Below are 5,414 nucleotides of genomic sequence, written 5' to 3'. Positions count from 1 at the left end.
GTGGCCGACGCCGGCTGCGACACCTTCATCGTGCATGCCCGCAAGGCGTGGCTCGAGGGGCTCTCCCCCAAGGAGAACCGCGACGTGCCGCCGCTCAACTACCCGCGCGTGCACCGCCTCAAGGCGAGCCGCCCGGAGCTTCACATCGGCATCAACGGCGGCCTCAAGACACTGGACGAATGTCGCGAGCAACTCGAGCGCGTCGACAGCGTGATGGTCGGCCGCGAGGCCTACCAGAACCCCTGGCTGCTAGCGGGTATCGACGCGGCCTTCTACGGCGAGCCGGGCCCGGCCGAGAGCCGCCACGCGGCGGCCCTGGCGCTGCGCCCCTACATCGCCCGTCGCCTCGACGAGGGTGCCAGGCTCAACCACATCACCCGCCACCTGCTGGGCCTCTTCCAGGGCCAGCCGGGTGGGCGCAAGTTCCGCCGCCACCTCTCCGAGAACGCCCACCGCGAGGGCGCAGGGCTGCAGGTCTTCGACGACGCCCTGGGCCTGGTACCGGAGCGCGAGCCCGCCGCCGAGATCGCCTGAGGCTCAGGAAAGCGAATCGGGTGCTGGTGCAAGGCTCGAATGAAATCTCTCCACGGCGTTCTCCGCCTCCTCTATGGCATCGAAGCGGGCGATGTGGAACAGGGCTTCGCCCTCGTTGGCCAACGGCAAGCGGCTCATGCCGATCACGATACCATCGGCAATCGCCTTAACTTCTCCCTCGGTATTACCGAAAGGATCAGCGACCTTTCCCAGCACTGGCAACCCGCGCACCCAGCCGCACCCGCGGGCGCAGGATGCCATCGATGGGAGCCCTGGCCCAGCTCGAGCCATTGGCGACTTCCGCCGGCGGTGGCCGACGCCGCCGCTGCTCGCCGGAAAGCATACCCAGACGACGCATCACTCGCAGCACACCCCGAACCCCCGGGGCGATGGCCCACTCGTCGAAACGCAATGCCTCGCCCGCCTCATAGGTCAGCACCGGGATGCCCCGATTCTGGGCATAGTGGCGCAGGCTACCCTCGCGCAACTCCGCGTTGAGGATCACCGGCGCACCGAAGGCATCGGCCATGCGCTCTGTCTCCTCGCCCTGGGTCAGCTGGGCACGAATCTGAGGCAGGTTGGTGCGGTGGATGGCGCCGGTGTGCAGATCGATGATGTGGGTCGCCTGGTCGACGATCTGCTGACGGAACAGCGCCGCGATCCGTCCGCCCAGAGAGCCGGACTCGCTACCCGGAAAGCAGCGATTGAGATCGCGGCGATCCGGCAGATAGCGGCTATGCTGGACGAAGCCGAAGACATTGACGATGGGTGCCGCGATCAGGGTGCCGCGCAATCCCTGGAGTTGGCGTGTCCGCAGCAGGCGTCGCACGATCTCCACCCCGTTGATCTCGTCACCGTGGATACCTCCACAGACCAGCAACACCGGTCCCGACTGGCGGCCATGCACCACCTCCACAGGAATATGCAGCGGGGCATGGGTATAGAGTCGGGCAACGGGCACATCGATCTGGCTACGCGATCCCGGCCCGACGCGAACGTCGGCGAGTTCGAAGGACGCACGGGGCATATAGGAATTCCTGTAACGAAACAGTGTTCAGCCTGTCTCTTATACGCCTGACATGGCCGGATGACGAGGACGAAGAATGACAGGCCATTTCCATACACTAACGAATGTAAAAGCGCATCCATTAGGGTAAAATACCGATAGATACCTCATCATCCCGGAGACCGACGAGGATGGCCAGACGTACCAAGGCCGAGGCTGCCGCCACACGAGAAGCACTGCTGGACGCCGCCGAGGACGTCTTCCTGGAAAGGGGCGTCTCCCGCACCTCTCTGGAGCAGATCGCACGCCACGCCGGCATGACAAGGGGTGCCGTCTACTGGCACTTCCGCAACAAGGCCGATCTCTTCCATGCCTTGCTCGAACGGGTACGCATGCCCTTTCAGGATCTGGTCGACAAGATCGAGGATTCCGCACGCATCGAATCGCCGCTGGAGGCCATTCGCCTGGCCTGCCTGACCGGCATGGCGCGCATCGAGCAACCCCGCTACCGGCGTGTCCACTCGATCCTCATCCATCGCTGTGAGTTCTTCGGCGACATCGACCCCCTGAGGATGCAGGATGAACTGTCGAACGAGACATATCAGGTCCTGCTGACGAACTTCACCGCCGCGGCCGACAAGGGGGAACTCGCCACCGGCATCTCCCCGGACGTCGCCACCCGACTACTGCACTGCATGCTCACCGGCCTCTTCCACGACTGGCTGCGTCACCCGGAGCGTTTCTCCATCCGCGAACGCGGCGAGGCGCTGCTCGACAGCCTGCTAGCGATGATGCGGCCGCCCGATTCAGGGTAATGACGTTTCACCGAGCAGGCAGCATCCCGAGACGTGACGATGAAACCAGCCGACAACACTTAACCAACGAACGAGGTCTCCCCCTCCGATCAGGCTGGTGCGGAAATTGGGGGGGCAGCTCGCCATAGGCGCTGAAACAAAAGCTGCCCGCCGTTACAACATTCCTACAGTCCTACCATTTGCGACTCACTATGAGCGACAGTTGATTTGACGAATAGTCACTACTATTCCATTTATAGTCGTACACTCCCTTGACCGTCCATGCTTTCTCGCCACAGTTGCATGATAGAAGTGTGATGCCTGCGCCAACATTGTATAGGTCACGGCCCTGATCGATTCCATCCGTAGCAAAATAGACCCCGCTGCCAGTGAAGGCGGCGTCTTGTTGGGTAGCCGTCGATTTTAAATCATGCTGCCAGTTCAAGTGGACTTCTGGCACAAATGTTTTAGCACCGGATTGTATGACGCGCTCCGCTTTTACCCCTAAGCGGGACTGAACGAAATCGTAATCCTGGCTCTTGACTCGCAGATTAACATCGCCAGCGCCGCTTTCTGTATAGCTGTCTACTTTGACATGCGATGCCTGTAACGAGGCGATCGGCGTAATAGTGGTCTTGTTTAAGGAAAAGTGTTTACCTGCAGTAGCCACCGCGGTGAACTGATTCCCTGAGAAGTCGGCGCTTGCGCTCCGATTGACCCCAGGAAATACGATAGGTCGCGAACTGTCGTATTTATCCACCCCGGCCATCAATGCGCCCTGAATAAATGCGTCTCCGGAAGTATGATGGGCATAACCCGTCAGTTGATAAGAATCGACATCTGTTTGGCCGCTGGAATTATTGCCGTCGATATCGGTGTTAGCATAACCAGCGCCTAGCCCGATGCGGGTCTGGTTGTTCAAAGGCATATCGTAGGCCAGCATCAAGCCCCCGGCTCGGGAACGGTAGCCGTTCAAATCGTCTTGGTCGCCCTGGCGCCCATGGTTGCCAAAACCTTTCACCCACCAGTTGCTGCGCTGCTCAGAGTTTTGGCACTTACTAGGTATTGATTGACGCGCTTGCATCTTCGGGCGGCAAGTCTCGCAGCATAGGTCTTGAATTTCATCCAACCGTGCCATCCATAGATCTTCAAACTGTCGCGTGGCCTGCCAAGCGGCCCAAGGTGCCGCGAGATTCGTGGATCCCGGCGCCAGTTGTGCAAGGGCATCGTTGACCGCCGCTAAAGAGGGAAGCGTCACAATCGCAGTCTGAACGTCGGACAAATTCGAACCGGGTGCAGCAGGGCTGCCAATTACCGCATCAGCAACTGGGGTGGCCAAAACTGGGGTGGCCGATGGGACCGTCTCAACCACCAGGCGCACGGCGCCGAGAGCCGTCGGCACGGTGGAGAACGTATAAAGCGGGCTGGTGTTTTGGACGTTTACGGGAGCCCCGTCAGTACCAGACGTACCATTGACAATCGTGAACTCGGTTCCGGCCGTCAATACACCGGTCACGGTTGGAATCAACGTAATGCCACCCGCATTGATATTCGATGAGCCGCTCGGCACAATGTTGCCGTATATGGAGTTACCGGCCAGCGAGGTTGCAATAGTCCCACCGGGATTGGTAGTTAACGCCCCCGTGATGGTCAAGGTATTAGCGCCCAGATTAAAGTCTCAGGCCTGAACGGCGCCGGTAACTGAGGCATTACCGCCAACCACATTGATCTTTTTCAGACCGTTTGCGCCGCCAATTGCTCCGGTCACACTGCTGTTTCCATTGAGCGTAAGGGTACCGGTATTCCCGGTATTAGTCGTTATGGCGCCGGTCAATAAATTCCCCGCGCCAAGATTGATAAAACCATCATTGGCAAAATTGGTAGCGGCGGTGACATCGCCATTGAAATTTACAATGTCAGTGCCACTCACACTAAACGTCGTTGAATAGATATCCCCGTTAAAGTTCACTGTTGAACCCGTTGCACCGGCGTTGATCTGGCGGTATAGCGTACCTGTCTGACCGGTATCTTCGGTTACTGTCGAGTTGCCAATAAATAATATTTCACCGGTGCTACCAGCGCTGGTCCTGAACGCGCCGCCTGCATCATTATTGGTGTTGATATTTTGGTTGTCTCCAACATTCAAGATCCCATCACCAGTCGTATCTACACCATTCAACACACCCTCGGTACCGACTACGCCGGGTGTGCCAACAGGAATCGCCACCGATTCTCTGGCCAGGATAGTCGGAGCCCAGGTCGTAATTGCGAGCGTTACAAAGAGTAAAAACAGTCTGGTTTTCATTTGCTTTCTCCCTATCCTTGTTGGATTGTCCTGCAATACATGCGCAGAACACGCGCAGTTTAGCCAGAGTGGATCTTGACCTCTGTTCGTTACCGCACATAAACTCGGGATATTCATGAGACAGATCTAATAACGAAGCTAGCGGATTGAAAACTCAAATTAAATCAGCCAGTTCCGGCAATAACACGATTCCAGGAGGCCATTCGCTATGGGTGAAACTGTGTAGCGGCCACCCTGAGTTATGGCGGCCATTCAGCGTAGACCATGAGGCATCCGGTCGGGCGGCACACTCTTTTGCGGGCCATCGGCCTGTGCGGGCATCAACCTTTCCCGCAAACGCGCAATACGACAAGGGGCGCCCCCGATGGGACGCCCCTTGTCGTACCAGGCGATTGAATCAGGGCACCTCAGCCCTGGTCAGCGCCTGCCGTCCGGCGATGGTCGGCGTTACCACCGAGCACCTTGCGGCGCAGCCAGTCGGAGACCGCCGCGATCATGGCGTAGAAGCTCGGATCGAAGATCGGCGTCAACACCTGCTGCAGCGCCTGTTGGATCAACCGGTCGGTGACCGTGGGGATCCCGAGCCGTCGTGTCCCACCCTTGGGCTTGGGAATCTCGTCGGGGCGGCCATCCGCGGCCCGGATCGGGCTGGGGTGGTACTCACCGGCCAGCAGCCGCTCACGCAGCGTCGACCAGTGCTGTTTCAGGTGATCCGCCAACTGCTGCACCGTCATGCCATCGGCACCCGGCGCCCCTTGGTTGGCGATCACCTTAC

Annotated in this window: 4 protein-coding genes and 2 pseudogenes; 2 read left to right on the top strand and 4 right to left on the bottom strand. The window is 59.2% G+C overall.

Annotation, left to right across the window (positions count from 1 at the left end; genetic code table 11):
• Window positions 1–534: tRNA-dihydrouridine synthase (locus tag ACESMD_RS02300; protein WP_372609958.1), on the top strand; the 534-nt coding region annotated here is incomplete at its 5' end.
• 3 nt (window positions 535–537) lie between these two features.
• On the opposite strand, the pseudogene ACESMD_RS02295 reads toward ACESMD_RS02300, so the two are convergent.
• Window positions 538–1,561, bottom strand: a pseudogene (locus ACESMD_RS02295) (succinylglutamate desuccinylase/aspartoacylase family protein).
• Window positions 1,562–1,731: 170 nt separating this feature from the next.
• Here ACESMD_RS02295 and ACESMD_RS02290 point away from each other — a divergent pair.
• The gene (locus tag ACESMD_RS02290) at window positions 1,732–2,355 is read left to right on the top strand and encodes a TetR family transcriptional regulator (RefSeq protein WP_372609956.1); all 624 of its coding nucleotides are present in this window, start codon (window positions 1,732–1,734) and stop codon (window positions 2,353–2,355) included.
• Between the two features lie 172 nt (window positions 2,356–2,527).
• Here ACESMD_RS02290 and ACESMD_RS02285 read toward each other — a convergent pair whose 3' ends face one another.
• From ACESMD_RS02285 to ACESMD_RS02275, 3 genes and pseudogenes are all read right to left on the bottom strand, one after another.
• A complete protein-coding gene (locus ACESMD_RS02285) occupies window positions 2,528–3,988 on the bottom strand; it encodes an autotransporter outer membrane beta-barrel domain-containing protein (RefSeq protein WP_372609954.1) in 1,461 nt (486 codons plus the stop codon).
• A gap of 24 nt (window positions 3,989–4,012) precedes the next feature.
• Window positions 4,013–4,639: a hypothetical protein gene (locus ACESMD_RS02280; RefSeq protein WP_372609952.1), complete on the bottom strand. Its 627-nt coding sequence runs from the start codon at window positions 4,637–4,639 to the stop codon at window positions 4,013–4,015.
• Window positions 4,640–5,046: 407 nt separating this feature from the next.
• A pseudogene (locus ACESMD_RS02275) lies at window positions 5,047–5,414 on the bottom strand (hypothetical protein); the annotation flags it as partial.

The organism is Halomonas sp. (assembly GCF_041689495.1).
Classification (GTDB): Bacteria; Pseudomonadota; Gammaproteobacteria; order Pseudomonadales; family Halomonadaceae; genus Halomonas.
This window is presented reverse-complemented; position numbering and strand designations above follow the sequence as displayed.